Below are 17,641 nucleotides of genomic sequence, written 5' to 3' on the forward strand. Positions count from 1 at the left end.
TCCTCTCGCGGGCGGCGCCCCGGCGCGCGCGGGCGCTGGGGGGGGGGGGGGGCCCCGGGGCGGCCCACGCCCCCACCGCACCGTCAGCGGACGGAGGCCGCCATGGTCTCGCGCACCGTGACCAGGCACGGATCGCAGTAGCGGTCCGGCAGCCCGGCGGGCGCGTCCAGACCGTTCGGGACCACGCGGCGGGACAGCTCCAGCAGCTGCCCGCAGAGCGCCGTCGACGCGTCGTCCTTCGACACCACGTGCCACACCAGGCCCGACGGTTCCACCGCCGGATCGGACTCGGCCCACATCTCGTACACGACTGCCTCCCGGAGCAGGGGATCGGGCTTCCCATGCAATCCCGGGCGGCGCCGGTCGGCCACCGGGTGGCACCCACTGGGACGGTTCTCCGGCGGTCGACCCGCCCGATCCGCTCAGACCCCCGCCCGGGCCGGCGGCCCTGGCCGGTAGCCGGGGCCGGGACGGTTGCCCCGCCGCCGCCCGGGTAGGCGCCGGTCGTGGACCACTACGAACCCCCGGTGGGCGGCGGACCCGGCGCGGACGACGCGGCCGGGTACGACCTGTGCGACCACTGCGGCCAGGTCGTCCCGCGCGAGGAACTGCTCGGAGCGCTCGTTCCCGACTCCTCCGCCGTCCACGTCTCGGAGCCCGGACTCGACGGCCGGCGGCTCGTCACCGCCTGCTCGGCCGAACACCTCGCCGCGCTGATCGCGGTCTACCGCAACCGCCCGTTCGTCCCGGAGGAGCAGTGGGCGGCCAAGGTCTGCCGAGCCCTGGCCAGGTGCGAGGAGCCGGTGCCGCTCGGCGTGGTCGCCGAGCTCAGCGGCCTCTCCGAGCAGCAGGCGCAGCGCGGGGTGGACTGGCACAACGCCCGCGCCCGCGAGTGGCGCGCCCGTTACGGGGGCGGCGGCGACCCCGGCGCGAACGGCTGACGGCTGACGGCTGACGACGGGCGACGGTCGGCGCCGCGTCCTCGTCCACTTGGGCAACTCCGGTTGACTATCCCTGTTAGTCAACTAGAGTTGCCTATATGCCCGCCGCAGAGAACACCCTTCCTCCGGAGCCCGCCGACAGCCTGGCGGCCGTCGTGGCGCTGCGGCGTCTCGCCGATCAACTGGAGAACGCCGCCGTCGAGCAGGCGATGCGGGCGGGCTGGAGCTGGCCGCAGGTGTCCGAGGCGCTCGGGGTCACCCGCCAGGCCGTCCACAAGAAGCACGCCAAGCGGCTCATCGCCGCCGGGGTCGAACTGAGGAGGCGCGCGGATTGAGCGCGTTCGACAAGTACCTGCACGCCGTCATCCTGCGGGCGACGGACGAGGCCCGCGCGGACGGGTCGTCGACGGTGGACGCCCAGCACCTCCTGCTGTCGCTGGCGGCCGATCAGGGCTCCACCGCGCAGCGGCTGCTGGCCTCGGCCGGGCTCGACCGTGGCGCCGTCCGCACGGCGCTGGACCGGGAGTTCGAGCACAGCCTGAGCCTGGTCGGCGTGGCTCCGGCCGCGCGCGACCTCCCGGCCGCGAGCCCCGCCATCCAGGACCCCGCACTGGGCGCGTCCGCCAAGCTGGCGCTGGAGCGGAGCTTCACCACCGCCCGCAAGAAGGACCTGCGGTCGGCGCACCTGCTGCTCGGGATCCTGGAGGCCCGCATCGGCACCGTGCCGCGCACGCTCGCCCTGGCCGGCGTGGACCGGGCCGAACTGGCGCAGCGCGCCGGGCGGGCGCTCGAAGGCGGGGAGCGGTGAGCGCGGTGTCCGCGCCGGCCTCGGGCGCCGAGCGCCACGAGGCCGCCCGGCGCCTCCTCGACCGGGCCGTGACGGAGGGCGGTCTGCCGGGCATCCTCGCCGAGGTCCGCGACGGCGACCGGTCGTGGTTCGCCGCGGCCGGAGCGGCCGACACCGGGACGGGTCGCCGCCGCTCGGCGCAGGACCGGTTCCGTGTGGGCAGCATCAGCAAGACGTTCGTGGCGACGGTGGTGCTGCGGCTGGCCGCCGAGGGTCGGCTGCGCCTGGACGACCCGGTGCAGCGGTGGCTCCCCGGGGTGGTCGACGGCCACGGGCACGACGGTTCCGCGGTGAGCATCAGGATGCTGCTCAACCACACCAGCGGGATCTTCAACTACACCGACGACCGGGAAGAGCTGAACCGCCACCCCACCCACTCCCCGCGGTCACTGGTGCGGACCGCGATGGCCCGTCCGCCCGTCTTCGCACCGGGCTCGGGGTGGGCGTACTCCAACACCAACTACGTGCTCGCCGGCATGATCGTCGAACGGGTCACCGGCCGCGGACTCGCCGAGGAGATCGACGAGCGGATCGCGCGCCCGCTCGGCCTGACCGGCACCTACCTGCCGCAGGGCGACGACCCGACGATCCGCGGGCCGCACTCCCGGCACTACACCAAGCTGTTCCTGACCGACCCCGGCGCCCCGGTCCACGACGCCACCGAGCTCGACCCCTCCGTCTTCTGGGCGGCCGGCGGCATGGTCTCCACCGCCGGGGACCTCAACCGCTTCCTCGGCGCCCTGCTGGGCGGACGGCTTCTGCCACCCGACCGGCTGCGCGAGATGCTGACCACCGTGCCCACCCGCGACTGGATCCCCGGCGCCGCCTACGGCCTCGGCGTGTCCTCGGTGGCACTGCCCTGCGGGGAGACGGTCTGGGGCATGGGCGGAGCGCTGTTCGGATCGTGGTCCTACGCGTACGGGGCCCGCGACGGCGGACGGCTGGTCGCCGTCAATACCAACGGCGACTGGACCGACGGCGGCTGGGACGACCCGATCGGCGTCTTCACCGATCTGCTCCGGGCGGAGTTCTGCCGCCCGAGCGGCATCTGAGGTCCCTCGCCCGGGGCGCCCGCCCCGGGCGTCAGCCGGACGGGTGGGCGGAGGCGGTCAGCCGGGCCAGGTCGTCGACCACCGCCTGCGGGCGCCCGCGCAGCCGCAGGGACCGGCGCTGGCGGTCGGCGCCGCTGCCCAGCCGGCGCAGCCGGTCCAGCCCGGCCTCGACGGCGGCCAGGTCGCCGGCGGCGGACAGCCCCGGCGCGGCCCGCTCCAGCAGCCGGTCCACCAGGGCCGGCATGGCCACCGGCCACCCGGTGAACGGATCGATGCCCTCACCGACCGGGCCGGTCTGCGCGGCCCTGCGGTGGGCGGCGGCCAGCCGGCCGTGCGGCACGGCGGGCGGGGGCAGTCCGGCCCGGGCCTCGTCGAGCAGGACGGCGCCCAGACCGCGCAGCAGCCCGGCCAGCAGCACCACCGTCCCCAGGTCGGCGTTCGCGTCGGCGACCCGCACCTCCAGCGTCGGCAGGTGCTCGGACGGCCGGGTGTACCAGTAGATCATCCGACGGTCGAGCAGTGTCCCGCGCGCGACCAGGGCGTCCGCGCGCCGCTCGTAGCCCCGCTCGTCCACCAGCGGCGCCGCACCCACGGTGGGCCAGCGCGACCAGCGCACGTCCCGCCAGCTGGCGAACCCGCTGTCCCGGCCCCCGTCGAACGGCGAGTTGACCGCGAGCGCCTGCAGCACCGGCAGCCAGGGCCGCAGCCGGTTCCCGAGGGCCAGCGCCAGGGCGCGTTCGAGCGTGCCCAGGTGGATGTGGCAGCCGCACAGCGCCCCGCGGTAGCCGTCGGTCGCCGCCGGGTAGCGGCGTGCCATCGAGCGGTAGCGCGGGTTGTCGGTGAGCAACGCCGGCCCCGGCCCGACCAGCACCGGCGTCCCGCCGGCGACCAGCAGGCAGTCCGCGTCGGCGGCTGCCGCCACCAGGACGGCGCGCAGCCGGGCGAGGTCGTCGGCCAGCTCCTTGAGCCGCAGGGCGGGGCGGGAGGAGGTCTCCACCTGCACCTGGAAGATCTCCGGCTGCACCTGGTCGTCCAGCACCGCGGCCGCCGCCGCGAGCACCTGGGGCCCACGGGCGAGCGGTAGCCGGGTGCGGCGGTCGACCAGCAGGAACTCCTCCTCCACGCCGACGGTCGGCACCCTCCGGGGGGTCGGGTGCGCGGTCACGGCCGGCGCCCCGGCGCCCCGCGGGCGGGCGCGAGCGGGTCGTGGTGGCCGAGGTGCCGCGCGGCCCACGGGCGCGGGCCGCGCCCGCCGTCGGCCGGTCTCCACGGCCTCGGCCGGACGCGGTCCTCGGCGGACGGTGGCCCGTCCGCCGGCCGCGCCGGTGGGATCCTCCGGTGCGCGATGGCCGGGCCCACCTGGACGACAGTGCCCCGGTCACGGGGCAGCATCCGGTGCAGCGCGGCTCGGGTGCCGTTCACACACCCAAGGTAGGTGAGCTCCGCGACCCGGCGAAACTCGGCGGCGGTGGCGTCCGCGAACGGCGTGACGACCCCCGCGAAGGCGCCGTCAAGCCGTCCGTGAACCGGGCCGAACCCCTCTTCGGCACGGGCTGCGACGCCCTCGCAGGCCTCGGGGGCGGCGCCGTCCACCGGTACGCCATCCGCTCCGGCCCCGGCGACGGCGACGGTGACGACTGCGGTGCGTGACGACAGATCGCTGCGGGTTGTCATGCTGGGCGTCTTGCCGAAGGCGCGGCAGTGAAACCCGCGGGCGCGGGTGTCACCGTGCCCCGGCCGCTCAGCCCGTCGGCGGGCGCTTGTCCCGGCCGTCCCGGTGGCGCAGGTGGAGCATCGGCAGGAGCAGCCAGCAGACCGCGAAGTAGGCCATCACCGCGCCCGTGATCCAGCCGGCCGCGGCGCCGCCGACCGCCTCCCGCAGCAGCAGGAGCAGCGCCGAGCCGATGGTGAGCGCCAGCAGCACCAGTCCGACCCCGACCAGCCGCGCGGCGGCGTCGACCAGCTGCGGCTTCAGCCGGCGCCCGGACAGGAGGCGGTGGTAGGCGGCGGGCGCGGTGAGCGAACCGGTGGCGAGCGCGCCCAGGACCACGGTGGCGACGTAGAGATTCCGGTCGAACTGGTCCAATTGGGCGAAGCGCGGCATGAAGACGACGCTCAGCAGGAAGCCGAACAGGACCTGGGAGCCGGTCTGCGCGACCCGCACCTCCTGGAGCAGATCGGTCCAGCGGCGGTCCGCGCGCTCCTCCGGCGTCTCCTGCCGCCCGCTCCGGTGCGGGCCGGTGTCGTCCGGCCCGGTCGCTCCCGCCGCCATCCGGCCCCTCTCCGTCCCGTCCGCCGCGCCCCTCCCGCGCGTTCCGTGCCCCCTTCCGGATCATCCTCCGCCCGGGCACGCCGCGCGTGTAGCCGGGCCGTAGCAGGGCAGACGCGGGCCGTGGACGAGACGACCCGGGGACCCGGCGCCACGGGGGAGGGGCCGGACACCGTGCTGCGGGTCCACCCCGGCGTCGCCCTCGCGCTGCGGGCCGGCGGCGGGCCGGCCGGTCCAACCGGTCCGGCGGGGACGTGAGAGCCGTGACCACCAGCCCCGAGCCCACCGCGGCGCCCGGCACGGACGACACCCGACGGCTGCCGCTGGGCGGCACCGACGGCGCGGTGCAACGCTCACGGGACTTCAGCCGCCAGGCGCTGCTCGACTGGCACTGGCTGGCGGTCGACGGCGAGCACTGGCCCGACGACGAGCAGCTGGCCGTCTTCGAGGACGTGCTGCTGATGGTCTCCGAACTCGTCACCAACGCCTGCCTGCACGCGCCCGGCGGCCCCCGCGAACTGCGGCTGCACTGGGACACCGTCCGGCTGCGGGTCGAGGTCAGCGACGCCAGCCCGGTACCGCCGCGGCTGCGCCCGCCCGCCGGCCCGGGACAGCCGGGCGGGCACGGGCTGCGCGTGGTCGACCGACTCGCCCGCGCCTGGGGCTCGCGGCCCGAGGGCGCGGGCAAGTCGGTCTGGCTGGAGGTGTCGTCACCGCTGGACCACTGTCGGCCGGCCGATGCCCGGGGCCGGTGAGCTCCGGGCATCGGTCGGCCGTTCGGACGCGGGTTCAGCCGGCCGGCCGCGGCGCGGTCGGCGGGCCCGGGTCGGGGTCCGGCGGCGGGAACGGCGGCACCGGGGGCGGCGCCGGATCGGGCTCGGGCCCCGGCGCGGGATTCGGGTGCGGATGCGGGTGCGGGAACGGCTCGGTGTCCGGATTTCCGGGCGGCGGAACGGTCGGAAGGGTCATGTCACACCTCACGGTCCTCATCGGTACGGCCCTCACCGTCCGAGCGCGTGGGACAGCTCGTGCTTGTTCATCTTCGAGCGTCCCTTGATGCCGCGCTGCCTGGCCTCGTTGTACAGCTGGTCGTAGGTGGGCCCGCCGGCGCCCCGGTGCGAGCGCTGCCCGCCGCGCCGGCCGGAGGACATGTCGTGGGTGGAACTGCGGCTCGCCGTCCTCGACTCGCCGTGCCGGGCGCGTTCCTTGTTGACCGTCCGGGCGGCGATCTCCTCGGCCCGCTTCTCGCTCTCGCCGCGATCCAGCGCACTGTCCTTGATGTGCTCGTACTGGCGCTCCCGCTTGGGGCTCGATCCTCGGGGCATGGCCGTGCTCCTCTCCGCTTCCCCCGTTCCTGCCGCCCGCGTCTACCCGCGGAGCCCGGGGCAAACCGGCACCGGACAGTCCGCCCCACGTGTCCCCGCCGCGGGACGGTGGCACAGTGGGAGGCGGGGCGGCGCCGCCGCTCCCCGCGGTCGGTGCCGCTCCGTCGGCGATCCGGCCGTGCGGTCGATCCGGACGGTGGACGGATGGACGAGCACCAGGTGCCGGGCGGCAGGCCGGCGGCCGGCGCGGGCCGCGCGGACCGGCCCGACCAGGTCCTGCGGCAACTGCTCGCCGGGCTGACGGCGGTCCGCGACGGCGACTTCCGCACCCGGCTCGGGCCCGACCTGCCGGGCGTGCCGGGCGAGATCGCCGCCGTGTTCAACGGCATGGTGGAACAGCTCGCCCGGGTGACCTCCGAGGTGACCCGGGTGGCCCGGGAGGTCGGCTCCGAGGGCCGGCTCGGCGGCCAGGCCCACGTCCCCGGCGCGGCCGGGACGTGGCTGGACCTCACCGACGCCGTCAACGCGATGGCCGGCGACCTCACCCGCCAGCTGCGCAACATCGCCCAGGTGACCACGGCGGTCGCCCGCGGCGACCTCACTCAGAAGATCGAGGTCGACGCGCGCGGCGAGCTGCTGGAGCTCAAGAACACCGTCAACACGATGGTCGGCCAGCTCTCGGCGTTCGCCGACGAGGTGACCCGGGTCGCCCGCGAGGTCGGCAGCGAGGGCCGGCTCGGCGGCCAGGCCGACGTCCGCGACGTCTCCGGCACCTGGAGGGACCTCACCGAGTCGGTCAACGTGATGGCGGACAACCTCACCGCCCAGGTCCGCGCCATCGCCGAGGTCACCACGGCGGTCGCCGAGGGCGACCTCACCCAGAAGATCCGGGTCGACGCGCGCGGCGAGATCCTGCTGCTCAAGGAGACCATCAACACGATGGTCGACCAGCTCTCGGCCTTCGCCGACGAGGTGACCCGGGTCGCCCGCGAGGTCGGCACCGAGGGCAACCTCGGCGGCCAGGCCACCGTCCGCGGCGTCTCCGGCACCTGGAAAGGCCTCACCGACAAGGTCAACGTGATGGCCTCCAACCTCACCGGCCAGGTCCGCTCGATGTCCGAGGTGGCCAACGCCGTCGCCCGGGGCGACCTCTCCCGGAAGATCACCGTGGAGGCCAAGGGCGAGATGGCGGCGCTCGCCGGGGCGATCAACACCATGGTGGACACCCTCTCGGTGTTCGCCGACGAGGTGACCCGGGTCGCCCGCGAGGTCGGCACCGAGGGCACCCTCGGCGGCCAGGCCCGGGTGCCCAACGTCGCCGGGACGTGGAAGGACCTCACCGACAACGTCAACTTCATGGCGCACAACCTCACCAGCCAGGTGCGCAACATCGCCCAGGTGACCACGGCGGTCGCCGGGGGCGACCTCACCCGCAAGATCGACGTGGACGCGCGCGGCGAGATCCTGGAACTCAAGACCACCGTCAACACCATGGTCGACCAGCTCGGCTCGTTCGCCGACGAGGTCACCCGGGTGGCCCGGGAGGTCGGCACCGAGGGCCGGCTCGGCGGGCAGGCGGAGGTCGAGGGCGTGTCCGGCACCTGGAAACGGCTCACCGAGACCGTCAACGAACTCGCCGGCAACCTCACCCGGCAGGTCCGCGCCATCGCCGAGGTCACCAGTGCCGTCGCCGAGGGCGACCTCACCCGCTCGATCACCGTGGACGCCTCCGGCGAGGTCGCCGACCTCAAGGACAACGTCAACTTCATGGTGGAGTCCCTGCGCGAGACCACCCGCGCCAACCAGGAACAGGACTGGCTGAAGACCAACCTCGCCCGCTTCACCGCCGCCATGCAGGGCAAACGCGACATCCGCGCCGTCGCCGAGCTGATCACCGACGAACTGACCCCGCTGGTCGGCGCCCAGTACGGCGCCTTCTACCTCGCCGAGGAGGACGGCGACTCCACCGCGCTGACCCGGATCAGCGCCTACGGCCGACCGGCCGAGCAGGCCACCGCCCCCGAACGGGTACGGCTCGGCGAGTCGCTGATCGGCCAGGCCGCCCGCACCCGGCGCACCGTCACCCTGGACCGCCTGCCGCCCGACTACGCCACCATCGCCTCCGGCGCCGGCGCCACCCACGCCCGCTCGGTGGTGATCCTGCCGATCGCCCTGGAGGAATGGCTGCTCGGCGTCATGGAGTTCGCCTCGGTCCACCCGTTCAGCGCCGTCCACCGCGACTTCCTGGAGCAGTTCGCGGAGGCCTGCGGCGTCAACGTCGGCACCCTGCTCGCCAACGCCCGCACCGACGAACTGCTCGGCGAGTCCCAGCGCCTGACCGCCGAACTGCAGGCCCGCTCCGAGGAGATGCAGGACGGCCAGGAGGAACTGCGGCGCTCCAACGCCGAACTCGCCGAGAAGGCCGGACAACTCGCCGACCGCAACCGCGACATCGAGGCCAAGAACCTGGAGATCGAACAGGCCCGGCAGGAACTGGAGGAACGCGCCCGCCAGTTGAGCCTCACCTCGATGTACAAGTCGGAGTTCCTGGCCAACATGAGCCACGAACTGCGCACCCCGCTCAACAGCCTGCTGATCCTCGCCCAACTGCTCGCCCGCAACGCGGCCGGCAACCTCACGCCCAAACAGGTCGAGTACGCCGGCGTCATCCACTCGGCCGGCTCCGACCTGCTCCAGCTCATCAACGACATCCTGGACCTCTCCAAGGTCGAGGCGGGGAAGATGGAGATCACCCCCGAACCCTTCGCCGTCCAGGACCTGCTGGCCTACGTCGAGTCCGCCTTCAAACCACTCGCCGACCAGAAGGACCTCGCCTTCCGGATCACCGTCGCGGACACCGTCCCGTCCGAACTCGTCACCGACCAGGCCCGGCTGCGCCAGGTCCTGCGCAACCTGCTGTCCAACGCCATCAAGTTCACCGACAGCGGCCGGGTCGACCTGCGCATCGAACACGTCGACGCCGCCGCCCTGCCCGCCGAACTCGGCCGGACCGGGGCCGCGGTGGCCTTCCACGTCGACGACACCGGCATCGGCATCGACCCCGCCCACCTCGACAGCATCTTCGGCGCCTTCCAGCAGGCCGACGGCACCACCGGCCGCCGCTACGGCGGCACCGGACTCGGCCTGTCCATCAGCCGCGAACTCGCCCGCCTGCTCGGCGGCACCATCACCGTCCGCTCGACCACCGGGCGGGGCAGCCGCTTCAGCCTCTACCTCCCGCTCGCCCGCCGCGACCGGCCCGCCGCCGCCCCCGCCGCCGGGGCCCGCGTCCTGGTCGCCGAGGCCGACCCGCCGGGCCTGCTCACCCTCCTCGCCCGCACCGCAGCCGAGGCCCACGGGGACGACCCGCCGGCGGGACTGCGTTGCGCCGGCGACGAACCCGCACTGCGCGCCGCCATCGCCGACGGCCCCTACCGGTGCGCCGTCGTCGACCTCGCCCACTCCGCCGACCTCGCCCCCGTGCTGCTCACCGCCCTCCCGGAGAACACGCCCGTCCTCGGCTACCAGGGCGACGGCGGCCCCGCCGCGCGCGCCGGAACCGCCGTCGACCGCCTCGAACTCTTCTCCGGGCTCGACGGACTGCGCGAACGCCTGATCACCCTGCTCGGCGGCCGTCACGCCGTCGCCACCGAGCCGACCGGGGCCGGCGACCCCGCCGACGAACCGCTCGCCGGGCGCACCGTGCTGATCGTCGACGACGACATCCGCAACGTCTTCGCCCTCGCCGCCGCCCTCGAACAGCACGGCCTGACCGTCCTGCACGCCGCCGACGGCCGCGCCGGCCTCGACCTGCTGCGCCGCCACGACGAGACCGACCTGGTGCTGATGGACGTGATGATGCCCGGCCTCGACGGCTACGCCACCATCGCCGCCATCCGGGCCGACGAGCGCTTCGCCCGCCTGCCGGTGGTCACCGTCACCGCCAAGGCCATGGCGGGCGACCGGGCGAAGAGCCTCGCGGCCGGTGCCGACGACCACGTCACCAAGCCCGTGGACACCACCCTGCTGCTGCAGCGGATGCGGCACTGGCTGGGCGCGTCATGACCGCCGATCCGTCCGGCGACACCCCGCGCGACCCCGGCGGCTCCGGCGTCCCCGGCTCCGGGGAGACCGGGGACGCCGTCGCGCGGCAGCTCGCGGGCGCCGTCCGGCGGCTCCAGCAGGCCGCCGATCGGATGCGCGCCGAGGAGGGCACCCGCGCGCTCGTCGACCTCGCCACCGGGATGCTCGCCGAGCGGCTGACGGTACCGCCCGCCGAGGCCGCCGCCCGACTGGCCCGGCTCGCCGGCGAGGCCGGGGTGCCGGTCGTCACCCTGGCCGCCGACGTCGTCGGCCGCTCGGCCGAGCAGGGCCGGCCGAGCGCGGCCCTGCTGCCCGAGGGTGTCGAACCGCCCGAGCCGCCCGAGCCGTCGAAGCCATCCGAAGCGCCCCGACCGTCCGAGCCGTCGAAGCCGTCCGAAGCGCCCCGACCGTCCGAGCCGTCGAAGCCGTCCGAAGCGCCCCGACCGTCCGAGCCGTCGAAGCCGACCGGATCGTCGCCGCGCACGTCGACCGGGCCGTCGGCCCCCGTCCGGGCCCTCGCCGCCGTGCCCGACCTGGCCGGCGCCGTCGAGGCCGTGCTGCGGCAGGGCGCCGCGCCGCTCGGCGCCCACGCCGTCCTGGTCTGGCAGCGGCTGCCCGCCGGCGCCCTCGCGCTCGCCGCCCAGGCCGGGCTGCCCGCCGGGGAGGCCGAGGCCTGGAGCCGGGTGCCGCCCGGCGTCCCGACCCCCGCCCAGCAGGCGCTCGCCACCGGCGACGAGCACTGGCCCGACGACCCGTCACCGCCCGGCCCCCGCGTCGGCGGCCCCGACACGCCCCGGGCCGTCCTCCCGCTGATCGACCACGGCCGCCGCCGCGGCGCGCTCGAAGTGCTCTGGCCCGCACCCGTCCCCGGCCCCGCCCTCGGCACCCCGCAGCGCCGCCAGCTCCGGTCCCTCGCCGATCTCTGCGCCACCGTCCTCGGCGACCCCGAACCCGCCGTCCCGCCGGACCGGCAGGCCGACCTCCTCGACAGCCTGCTCACCCCGGCCCTGCTGCTCGCCCCCGTCCTGCGCGACGGACGGGCCGTCGACTTCACCGTCCTGCGCACCAACCCGGCGTTCCGGGACCCGCTCGGCCGCCCGCGCAGCGGCCTGGACGGCACCTCCCTGCTGGAGACCTACCCGCTGGCCTGCGCCACCGGCTTGCTGGCACCGCTGCTGCGGGCCCACGAAACCGGCGAGCCCGGCACCGACGAGCGCCTGCACCTGGTCTTCCAGGGCGGCGGCATCGAGCAGCCCACCACTCTGCGGATCGCCGTGGCCCCGCTCGACGGACGGCTCCTGCTCACCTGGCAGCGCGACGCCGACCCGTCCGGCGGCGAGTCCGACCAGAGCGCACTGCTGCGCCAGGCCCAGCGCCTCGCCCGGGTGGCCGGGTTCGAGGAACAGCCCGGAACCGGCCGGATCCTCTGGAACACGGGCCTGTCCGAACTGTTCGGCCTGCCGCCCGACGCACCGGCCGTCCCGCTGGCGCGCCTCGCCGGCCACGTCCACTCGGACGACGAGCCCGCCGTCCGACGCCTGCTGGACACCGTCCAGCACCGCCGGCGCACCGCCTCCGCGGTCTTCCGGCTGATCCGCCCGGACGGCACGCAGCGCTACACCCGGGTGGTGGCCGAACCTGTCCTGGACGCCGACGGCGCGCTGAGCGCCGTACGCGGGGCCTACCACGACGTGTCGGCGCAGCACTGGACGGAGGTCGCGCTCGGCGCCACCCGGGAGCGGCTGGCCGACAGCGAGCAGGAGTCGGCCGAGCGCGAACAGCTGGCGCTGCGGCTCCAGCAGGCGATCCTGCCCGCCGACCCGCCCCCGCTCGGCGCCACCGGCCTGCGCGCCGCCGTCCGCTACCGGCCCGCGGCCAAGCGCGAGCGGGTCGGCGGCGACTGGTACGACGTGCTGGTGCTGCCGGACCGACAGGTGCTGCTCGCCGTCGGGGACGTCGCCGGCCACGGGGTCGGCGCGGCCACCGGCATGGTCGCGCTCCGGCACGCGCTGCGCGGACTGGCCGTCACCGGTGCGGGCCCGGCCCGGCTGCTGGAGTGGGCCAACACCGTGGCCATGCGCGAGCCGGGCCAGGTGACCGCCACCGCCGTGTGCGTGCTGCTCGGCCCCGACGACGGCACGCTGCACTGGGCCCGGGCCGGCCACCTCCCGCCGATCAGGCTGCGCCCGGACGGCGCGGAGGTGCTGCCCCTGCCGCACGGCGTGCTGCTCGGCGCCCTGGCGGACGCCGAGTACGAGGAGTACACGGCCCGGCTGGACCCGGGGGACGTCCTGCTGCTCTACACCGACGGCCTGGTCGAACGCCGGGACCGCCCGGTCGAGGAGTCCGTCGACCACCTGATCCGGGCGGCCGGGCGCCCCGGCCCCGACCTGGAGCGCTATCTGGACCTGCTGCTGGAACTGAGCCCGGCCGACACCGACGACGACACCTGCCTGGTCGCCGTCCGTGTCGAACGGCCCGGCCCGCCCGGGTAGGCACCACGCAGCGGAGGGGGCCTGACCCCGAGGGGGGACCGGACCGAAGGGACACCGCCATGCTGCTGTTCGGACTCCTCCTGGTCGCCGTGACCGGCGCCTTCACCGGCCTGCTGATCGCCGACAACCTGTCCGGTGGGCCGGAGTACCAGGTGACCATCCTCGGCATCGACCTGGTGACGCTCAACAGCCTGGCCGTCTTCCTCGCCGGACTGGCGCTCGCGCTGCTGTTCTGCCTCGGCCTGTGGCTGATGGCCAGGTCCCGCAGGGCCCGCACCCGAGCCGTCCGCCGCACCGGGCGCTCAGACGTCGATGTTCCGCCGCGCGAGATCGGCCGCGATGCCGTCCAGGACACCGGTGAGTCCTGAGGCGAACAGGGCGTCGAGGTCCCAGGGGTCGGCGCCCGCACGCATGGCGCGGGCCGGCCGGGGACAGGCCCCGGGTTCGTACAGCGGGCTCGGCGCGTCGTCCGGGGTTTTCGCCCCGTGCTCCGCGGCCGTCCTCGACTGCCGCTCCGCCTCCGCATCGCTGACGAGGATCAGTGCCACGCCCTGCACGTAGGACGCGCACACCTCGTGGGGCGTTTCGACGCGTCGACGGTCGCTCCCCGTCACGCGAAATTCACAGTCCGGGGTCTACCCGCATAGACGATGGTGGGTCATCCTGGTGCCGGATCGATCGGTCGGCCCTCGCGCCGGAGCACTGCCGCGTCACAGCACTGCGTACGACCCTGTCGTCCGGGCCGGTTCCGCAGGCCCGGCGCCGGACTTCCTGCCCTCCGGTCCCGCCGAGGCGTGGCGGGGGAGGCGGGGGTCGAGTCGGAGGAACACCGTTCTCACCGGGAGATGCAGATGAAGCCACGCACCGCAGCCACCGTCGTCGCCCTGGCCGTGGCCGGCCTCGCCGTCGCGGCGCCCACGGCCGGCGCCAGCGGTACCAAGCTGTCGCAGTCGACGGCCGCCGGCCAGTTCAGCAGCGCCGGCATCACCTGGAGCTCCAGCGGGGGCTGCACCACCAGGTCCAACTCCACCTGCACCTCGTTCGACCAGATCAACTCGGGCACGGTGAGCGCCGTCATCACCCTCAAGCAGGCCAGCGGCTGTGCCATCAACATCACGGGCGGGACCGAGGTCGGCCACGCCTCCGGCACCTACAGCCACTACAACGGCTACAAGGTCGACATCTCCCGCAACTCCTGCATCGACGGCTACATCCAGAACAGCTTCACCTACATCGGCAACCGCAGCGACGGCTACCCGCAGTGGCAGGCCGCGTCGGGCAACCTGTACTGCAACGAGGGCAGCCACTGGGACATCCTCATCTACTGACGCCGACCCCGGGCGCCGGATCCCCGCGGGGCGCCGGCGCCCGGCGCGTGGCCCGATCCGGAATCCCGGCCTGCCGGACGGATCCTCACCGAGCCGCCGATGCGGCCGGACAACTCCGCCTTCAAGATCACGATCCATCGCCGGAGTACGGGGCCATGGCCCGCCGGACACGGTAGTTCCAGCGGGTGAGCGACCTGACGACGGTTTCGGCACCGATGGGATTGGCGCTGTGCACGAGGACGGCTCCGATCCGGAAGGGCTGTCCGTTGAAGGCGGCCTCTTCCAGGAGGGTCACCACCGGCATGATCGTGTCGTCGCCGCCGAGATCGTGGTCGAGCCACAGCTCGTCGATGACGCAGTTGCGGTGCTCTTCCAGAAGCCGGATGCCTTCATGGCTGGTGCGGGCGATCCGTGTGGCCCTGGGCAGGGGGCGGAGGTCGTCTATGCCGAGGATGACGCGCGTCGGCGAGGCGGGGGCTTCGTTCACCGGGTGATTGTCGCGGCAGGCGGGCGGGACAGCCACGGAGCAGGGAGGATCGGCACCGGCGGCCGGCCATGGAGGGCGACGTGCCGTCTTCGCACCGGGACGGGCAACTGCCCCTGCGCGGAGCCGATCGAGCGCTAAGGTGGACCTCCACAGCTGCCGGATCCTCGACGGACGAACGAACGAACGGACGGGCGATGCACGCACGCCGACCGCGGGACGGGCGGGTGGCCTCCGGGCGCCCGTCGCGATCGCGCGCGGCCGCGTTCCGCCCGTCGGCCCCGCGGGCTCTCGGCGTCGGCCGCGGCGCCCGTCTCGTGGCGCGGCGCTGGATCGACGGCGTCGGCTCGCCGACCGGCCTCTGTCGCCCGTAACGCCCCTGCCTCCACGCGCACTCGCGCCCGCCCCGCGACGGCTGTCCGCCAGGCCTGCCCTCACCGCGTCCGCCCAGGGGGGTGGACGAACACGGTCCCCGGCGCGCGTGCTCCCGCCGCATCACCATGCCTTCACCTCCAAGGAGCCAGCCATGAGCGAGGCCCTCCAGCACACCGATCCCGGGACCGGGAGCGACGCCGCGAAGGCGGTGTACGCCGACCCCGCCGACCCCGCCGTCCACGGCGAGTACCGGATCACCAGGGCCCCGGGCGACGAGCGCCCGCTCTACCGCTTCACCGGACGGATCACCGCCGACGGCAGCAGCGGCTTCAAGGCCGAGCCCGGCCGGTACCACGTCTACGCGGGCTGGTTCTGCCCCTGGGCGCAGCGCGTCACCATCCAGCTCGCGCTGAACGGGCTGGAGGACGTCGTCTCGGTCTCGTACGTGGACGGCGAGCGCGACGGCCGGGGCTGGGCGTTCCGCGAGACCCACGGCCCGGACCCGGTCAACGGCTTCACCCTGCTGCGCGAGGCCTACGACCGGACCGAGCCCGGCTTCGACGGGCACGTCTCGGTGCCGACGCTCTGGGACCGGCACACCGGCCGGGTGGTCAGCAACGACTTCACCCGCATCGGCATCGACCTGGCCACCCAGTTCGGCGAGTGGGGCAACGGGGCCGACACCTACCCGGAGGACCTGCGCGCGGAGATCGACGCGCTCGATGCCGAGCTGCACCTGGCGGTCAACCACGGGGTCGGCGCGGCGGCGGGCACCGACGAGGCCGGGCTCGCGGCCCGCGCCGTGCTGCTGGACGCCTTCGCGAAGCTGGACGCCCGGCTGGCCGAGCACCGCTACCTGCTGGGCGAGCGGCTCACCGAGGCGGACGTGCGGCTCTGGGTGACGCTGGTGCGCTACGACGCCAGGTCCAACCACGACCGCTCGATCAACCCGGGTCTGGCCGAGTACCCGCACCTGTGGGCGTACGCGCGCGACCTCTACCGGCTGGAGGCGTTCAACCGCACCACCGACTTCGCCACCTTCACGCTGCCCGGCGCGCAGCTGCCGGACTGGAACGCCCCGGCCGAGCGGCCGCAGGCACGCTGACCCGCCCACGGCCCCGGAGGGCCGGCACCCCGGGGAGTCGCGGCCCCGGGGCGCCGGCCCCTCCGCGCTCCGGGAACCGGTCCCGCGCGGCGCCGCGACGGCGGTGCCGCGCGGCACCGTTCGTATGCTTGTCCACGGGCGGTGGCGGCACGTCCGGATCCCGGACGGCGGCGCGGGCCCCCGGAAAGGGGACGGACATGCGGAAGAGGCGCTCTCTCACGGCCCTCGTCTACTTCCTGATGGGCAGTGCGTGCCTGCTGGTCGCCGTGGTGCTGACGATGGGCGTGCACAAGGTGCAGCACCTGATCCCGGTCCTGGTCCTGGGCGTGCCGGGCGTGGTGCTGACGTTCCGCGCGCCGGCGTTCGGCGTTTCCTACGGGCCGGCCGGGCTGAAGTACTCCGGACTGCTCGGGGCGCGCTCCTACGCGTGGTCGGAGATCCGGGAGGTGCGGGTGGCCGTCCTGTCGGGCAACGTCTACTCGTCCGACGTCCCGGAGCTGGTGCTGGCCTCCGGCGGGTCGGACGAACTGCACATGCTGTCGGGGCACAGCTCGGGCGGGACCAACCGGCGGGTCAAGCGGCTGGTGGCCGAGTTGGAGGCGGCGCGCGTGGCCGCGTCCTGAGCCCGGCCGCTTCCGGCGTCGGCGCGCGGGAGCGGCACCTGCGGGCGGACGGGGCCCACCCGGGCAGCCCCGGGGGCACCCCGTCCGGCGTGCCGGAGGCCCTATACCTGCTTGATCGCGGAGATGTCGAACTCCAGGACGACCTTGTCGCCGACCAGGACGCCGCCGCCCTCCAGCGCCGCGTTCCAGGTGATGCCGAACTCCTTGCGGCTGATCGTCACCGAACCCTCCAGCCCCACGCGCAGGTTGCCGTACGGGTCGACGGCGTTGCCGGTGTACTCGAAGTCGATGGTGACCGGGCGGGTGGTCTCCTTGATGGTGAGGTCGCCGGTCACCCGGAAGTCACTGTCGGAGCGCGGTTCGACCGAGGTGCTGCGGAAGGTGATCTCGGGGTAGGTGGGGGCGTCGAGGAAGTCGTTGGTGCGCAGGTGCTGGTCGCGCTGTGCGACGCCGGTCTCGATGCTCTCGGACTTGATGGTCACCTGGCCGGCCGAGCGGGCCGGGTCACCGCCGTCCAGGTGGGCGGTGCCCTCGAAGGCCGTGAACGAGCCCCGGACCTTGGTCACCATGGCGTGGCGGGCGACGAAGCCGATCCGGGTGTGGGCGGGGTCGAGCACGTAGTCGCCGGTGAGGTCGGGAAGCGGGACGGTCATGGTGTGCCTCCGTGCTGGTGTGGATCCGTCAGGACGGCGGCGCGGCCGGTCCGGCCGCGCA

Annotated in this window: 19 protein-coding genes; 12 read left to right on the plus strand and 7 right to left on the minus strand. The window is 74.8% G+C overall.

The annotated features are described in order from the left end of the window. Positions 1 to 83 precede the first annotated feature (83 nt). On the minus strand, positions 84 to 308 hold the full coding sequence (locus ABZW10_RS24310) for a hypothetical protein (protein ID WP_355369390.1): 225 nt from the start codon (positions 306 to 308) through the stop codon (positions 84 to 86). Between the two features lie 198 nt (positions 309 to 506). On the opposite strand from ABZW10_RS24310, the gene ABZW10_RS24315 reads away from it, so the two are divergent. The 4 genes from ABZW10_RS24315 to ABZW10_RS24330 all read left to right on the plus strand — a co-directional run bounded on the left by ABZW10_RS24315 (position 507) and on the right by ABZW10_RS24330 (position 2,840). Then, complete coding sequence (locus ABZW10_RS24315; RefSeq protein WP_355369392.1) at positions 507 to 941, plus strand: hypothetical protein; 435 nt, start codon at positions 507 to 509, stop codon at positions 939 to 941. A 98-nt stretch (positions 942 to 1,039) separates the two neighbouring features. Then, positions 1,040 to 1,276, plus strand: coding sequence for a hypothetical protein (locus ABZW10_RS24320; protein WP_355369394.1), 237 nt, complete (start codon positions 1,040 to 1,042; stop codon positions 1,274 to 1,276). Beyond that, positions 1,273 to 1,749, plus strand: a complete 477-nt coding sequence (locus tag ABZW10_RS24325) for a Clp protease N-terminal domain-containing protein (RefSeq protein ID WP_355369396.1) — start codon at positions 1,273 to 1,275, stop codon at positions 1,747 to 1,749. Before ABZW10_RS24320 ends, ABZW10_RS24325 begins: the two co-directional genes overlap by 4 nt. Continuing rightward, a complete protein-coding gene (locus ABZW10_RS24330; protein ID WP_355369398.1) occupies positions 1,746 to 2,840 on the plus strand; it encodes a serine hydrolase domain-containing protein in 1,095 nt (364 codons plus the stop codon). The genes ABZW10_RS24325 and ABZW10_RS24330 overlap by 4 nt, the downstream gene beginning before the upstream one ends. Before the next feature lie 31 nt (positions 2,841 to 2,871). Here the strand turns inward: ABZW10_RS24330 and ABZW10_RS24335 are convergent, their stop codons facing one another. The 3 genes from ABZW10_RS24335 to ABZW10_RS24345 form a co-directional block, all read right to left on the minus strand. Further along, positions 2,872 to 4,005, minus strand: a complete 1,134-nt coding sequence (locus ABZW10_RS24335; RefSeq protein ID WP_355369400.1) for a YbdK family carboxylate-amine ligase — start codon at positions 4,003 to 4,005, stop codon at positions 2,872 to 2,874. Next, the gene (locus tag ABZW10_RS24340) at positions 4,002 to 4,514 is read right to left on the minus strand and encodes an SDR family NAD(P)-dependent oxidoreductase (RefSeq protein ID WP_355369402.1); all 513 of its coding nucleotides are present in this window, start codon (positions 4,512 to 4,514) and stop codon (positions 4,002 to 4,004) included. Before ABZW10_RS24340 ends, ABZW10_RS24335 begins: the two co-directional genes overlap by 4 nt. Before the next feature lie 67 nt (positions 4,515 to 4,581). Beyond that, positions 4,582 to 5,112, minus strand: coding sequence for a DUF6328 family protein (locus tag ABZW10_RS24345; RefSeq protein WP_355369404.1), 531 nt, complete (start codon positions 5,110 to 5,112; stop codon positions 4,582 to 4,584). A 120-nt stretch (positions 5,113 to 5,232) separates the two neighbouring features. On the opposite strand from ABZW10_RS24345, the gene ABZW10_RS24350 reads away from it, so the two are divergent. Further along, positions 5,233 to 5,367 carry a hypothetical protein gene (locus ABZW10_RS24350; protein ID WP_355369406.1) on the plus strand — a complete coding sequence of 45 codons (135 nt, stop codon included), beginning with the start codon at positions 5,233 to 5,235 and terminating at the stop codon, positions 5,365 to 5,367. Between the two features lie 5 nt (positions 5,368 to 5,372). Then, the gene (locus tag ABZW10_RS24355) at positions 5,373 to 5,864 is read left to right on the plus strand and encodes an ATP-binding protein (protein ID WP_355369408.1); all 492 of its coding nucleotides are present in this window, start codon (positions 5,373 to 5,375) and stop codon (positions 5,862 to 5,864) included. Positions 5,865 to 6,110: 246 nt separating this feature from the next. On the opposite strand, the gene ABZW10_RS24360 is transcribed toward ABZW10_RS24355, so the two are convergent. Then, a complete protein-coding gene (locus tag ABZW10_RS24360) occupies positions 6,111 to 6,434 on the minus strand; it encodes a plasmid stabilization protein (RefSeq protein WP_355369410.1) in 324 nt (107 codons plus the stop codon). A gap of 204 nt (positions 6,435 to 6,638) precedes the next feature. Here ABZW10_RS24360 and ABZW10_RS24365 point away from each other — a divergent pair, with 204 nt between their 5' ends. The 4 genes from ABZW10_RS24365 (at position 6,639) to ABZW10_RS24380 (ending at position 14,340) form a co-directional block, all read left to right on the plus strand. Further along, complete coding sequence (locus tag ABZW10_RS24365; protein WP_355369412.1) at positions 6,639 to 10,499, plus strand: HAMP domain-containing protein; 3,861 nt, start codon at positions 6,639 to 6,641, stop codon at positions 10,497 to 10,499. Continuing rightward, a complete protein-coding gene (locus ABZW10_RS24370; protein WP_355369414.1) occupies positions 10,496 to 13,012 on the plus strand; it encodes a SpoIIE family protein phosphatase in 2,517 nt (838 codons plus the stop codon). The genes ABZW10_RS24365 and ABZW10_RS24370 overlap by 4 nt, the downstream gene beginning before the upstream one ends. A gap of 59 nt (positions 13,013 to 13,071) precedes the next feature. Then, entirely contained in the window at positions 13,072 to 13,380 is a 309-nt protein-coding gene (locus tag ABZW10_RS24375) for a hypothetical protein (protein WP_355369416.1), read from the plus strand. Between the two features lie 483 nt (positions 13,381 to 13,863). Beyond that, a complete protein-coding gene (locus ABZW10_RS24380) occupies positions 13,864 to 14,340 on the plus strand; it encodes a hypothetical protein (protein WP_355369418.1) in 477 nt (158 codons plus the stop codon). A 127-nt stretch (positions 14,341 to 14,467) separates the two neighbouring features. Here ABZW10_RS24380 and ABZW10_RS24385 read toward each other — a convergent pair whose 3' ends face one another. Continuing rightward, positions 14,468 to 14,827, minus strand: coding sequence for a cyclic-phosphate processing receiver domain-containing protein (locus tag ABZW10_RS24385; protein ID WP_355369420.1), 360 nt, complete (start codon positions 14,825 to 14,827; stop codon positions 14,468 to 14,470). 523 nt (positions 14,828 to 15,350) lie between these two features. Here ABZW10_RS24385 and ABZW10_RS24390 point away from each other — a divergent pair. Both ABZW10_RS24390 and ABZW10_RS24395 read left to right on the plus strand, forming a co-directional pair. Continuing rightward, positions 15,351 to 16,304 (plus strand): glutathione S-transferase C-terminal domain-containing protein, encoded by a 954-nt coding sequence (locus ABZW10_RS24390; RefSeq protein WP_355369422.1) that lies wholly within the window; start codon positions 15,351 to 15,353, stop codon positions 16,302 to 16,304. Between the two features lie 197 nt (positions 16,305 to 16,501). After that, on the plus strand, positions 16,502 to 16,927 hold the full coding sequence (locus ABZW10_RS24395; RefSeq protein WP_355369424.1) for a hypothetical protein: 426 nt from the start codon (positions 16,502 to 16,504) through the stop codon (positions 16,925 to 16,927). A 101-nt stretch (positions 16,928 to 17,028) separates the two neighbouring features. On the opposite strand, the gene ABZW10_RS24400 is transcribed toward ABZW10_RS24395, so the two are convergent. Beyond that, positions 17,029 to 17,580 carry a YceI family protein gene (locus tag ABZW10_RS24400; RefSeq protein WP_355369426.1) on the minus strand — a complete coding sequence of 184 codons (552 nt, stop codon included), beginning with the start codon at positions 17,578 to 17,580 and terminating at the stop codon, positions 17,029 to 17,031. Positions 17,581 to 17,641: the final 61 nt, after the last annotated feature.

Source organism: Kitasatospora sp. NPDC004723 (genome assembly GCF_040609255.1).
In the GTDB taxonomy this organism is placed as follows: Bacteria; Actinomycetota; Actinomycetes; order Streptomycetales; family Streptomycetaceae; genus Kitasatospora.

Coding starts and splice junctions, on each gene's coding strand:
- ABZW10_RS24400 (WP_355369426.1), bottom strand. CDS start 17,580: ATGACCGTCCCGCTTCCCGACCTCACCGGCGACTACGTGCTCGACCCC.
- ABZW10_RS24390 (WP_355369422.1), top strand. CDS start 15,351: ATGAGCGAGGCCCTCCAGCACACCGATCCCGGGACCGGGAGCGACGCC.
- ABZW10_RS24395 (WP_355369424.1), top strand. CDS start 16,502: ATGCGGAAGAGGCGCTCTCTCACGGCCCTCGTCTACTTCCTGATGGGC.
- ABZW10_RS24365 (WP_355369412.1), top strand. CDS start 6,639: ATGGACGAGCACCAGGTGCCGGGCGGCAGGCCGGCGGCCGGCGCGGGC.
- ABZW10_RS24380 (WP_355369418.1), top strand. CDS start 13,864: ATGAAGCCACGCACCGCAGCCACCGTCGTCGCCCTGGCCGTGGCCGGC.
- ABZW10_RS24360 (WP_355369410.1), bottom strand. CDS start 6,434: ATGCCCCGAGGATCGAGCCCCAAGCGGGAGCGCCAGTACGAGCACATC.
- ABZW10_RS24320 (WP_355369394.1), top strand. CDS start 1,040: ATGCCCGCCGCAGAGAACACCCTTCCTCCGGAGCCCGCCGACAGCCTG.
- ABZW10_RS24345 (WP_355369404.1), bottom strand. CDS start 5,112: ATGGCGGCGGGAGCGACCGGGCCGGACGACACCGGCCCGCACCGGAGC.
- ABZW10_RS24370 (WP_355369414.1), top strand. CDS start 10,496: ATGACCGCCGATCCGTCCGGCGACACCCCGCGCGACCCCGGCGGCTCC.
- ABZW10_RS24340 (WP_355369402.1), bottom strand. CDS start 4,514: ATGACAACCCGCAGCGATCTGTCGTCACGCACCGCAGTCGTCACCGTC.
- ABZW10_RS24375 (WP_355369416.1), top strand. CDS start 13,072: ATGCTGCTGTTCGGACTCCTCCTGGTCGCCGTGACCGGCGCCTTCACC.